Genomic DNA, 1,838 nt, shown 5'->3' on the forward strand with positions numbered 1-1,838 from the left:
CGGAGGGTACCCTGCCGGAGGAGGTTCTCACTCTAAGTGACCCCTTGTATATACGTGAGGAGGAATCCTGGACAGTTCAGGTTACAGAGGACGAGGACGCGCCGGAGATCCCGGAAGAGACCTGCACGGTGAACTATCAGAAGATGTCTGACGGGATCACTTACGAGGGGCAATTCAATGAAGAGGCCGGCAGATTTGAGATCACGGTTACCATTGGGGAAGACGCAGATGGTGACCTGGTCCTTGACCTGAGTGATGTGATCCTGACGATCATAAATCAGTATGCTGTGGAAAATGGCTATGATAGTTATCCTGTGATGCCGGGTGACAGCAATCCGATTCATCTGACCATTGTCAATCATTCCGGGCACACTTACCAGTATCAGGATGGAAGCTTTGTCCTTTCCACTGCCAAAGCCAGTGATTTTGGTGAGCAGACGCTGTTCCTGGGATATGATGGCCAGCGGATTCCCGTCAGCTTTTCCAGTGCCATTCAGATTTCTCACAGATCTATCTATAGTGAGCTGTTTGGACGCAGCGGAAGTGCAAACGTCACGATCGAGGATATGTTCGGCATTTACGACAAGCTGGCTGAGAAGGGTTATACCGGTGACCAGGCTCTGACGGATTATATGCTGGCTTATTTCAACGATTCCTATGGCACCAGCTATGCCTCCTTTGAGGAATTAGCCGCGGCAAAACCGGAACTTGGTGATGAGCTGGCTAAAAAGGGTAAGAATGGTATTTTTGAAGAGGTAAGCTGGGAGACGCTGGAAACCCTCAAGCAGGAACATCCGGAGATGGTTCCCTATCTGCACATTACGGATGAAACAGAGGAAGGCTGCGACGTACAGTTCCGCTGGCCGGAACAGGATCTGGCTGCTTTTTCCTACAACATTTTCTATCAGGATTTCTTCAGCGTGGCATTTGGCAGCGAAACGGCAGACATGAATCCCAACCGCAATACCGAGTTTACCCGTACCCGCGGCATTGGTGACTATATGGAAGGCACGGATCTGTGGAAGGCAACGGATGCATATCTGGCGTCTCTCACGGAGAAGGAACTCACCAATGCGGATGATTCTGCAATGGATTTGGATTTGATCCTGTGCCTGGATGGCCCCGGTGTTGGCAACGGCTATATGAACTATGACTTCTCTTTCTACATGGCTTTGGAGCTGGAGCAGACCGACACCACCTATACCGTCCGGCATGAGTACTATACCAATGATTCTCTGACCGGCTCCGTGACCACAGATCTGGCAGGCAACGTGATTACCGAGGGTGTGGAAGGCACCGTGGACCAGGAGATCACGTCTGCTTCCGCCGTGCATCTGACCACCTATGACGGGAATGATTATACGTTCACCAGCGTGACGCCTGCGGATAAACTGGTCCTTGTGCAGGACGAGGCGTCCAACGTCATTGTGCTGCGCTACGACCGCACCACCGGCGGTGGCGGCGGCACCACCGACCCGGGTGATGACGATGACGACGATGATGACGATGACGACAGACCCAGCAATCCCGGCACCGACATCCCCGATGAGGACACGCCCACCACGGATCTGCCCGGTACCGTCATCCCCGGCGACACGCCTTCCACCGATATCCCCGACGAGGACACCCCCACCACGGACATCCCCGAGGAGGATACGCCGATGGCGGAAGTTCCCAAGACCGGTGATCTCTCTGCTCTGTGGCTGGCGCTCACCGGACTGTCCGGCTCCGGCCTGGCAGCGGTAACCGTTCTGGGCCGCAAGAAGCGGGACGAGGAATAACAACGCGGAAAAGCCGCATCATAAGCACAGCAAAAGGCCCCTGACCGATCGGTCAGG

Annotated in this window: 1 protein-coding gene; it reads left to right on the forward strand. The window is 54.5% G+C overall.

What is annotated here, in order from left to right; all coding sequences use genetic code 11:
• On the forward strand, window positions 1–1,781 hold a 1,781-nt coding region (locus QZL67_RS03880), incomplete at its 5' end, for an LPXTG cell wall anchor domain-containing protein (protein WP_292919817.1).
• Between the last annotated feature and the right edge of the window lie 57 nt (window positions 1,782–1,838).

The sequence above is a fragment of the Oscillibacter sp. CAG:155 genome, assembly GCA_000436875.1.
GTDB lineage: Bacteria > Bacillota > Clostridia > Oscillospirales > Oscillospiraceae > Oscillibacter.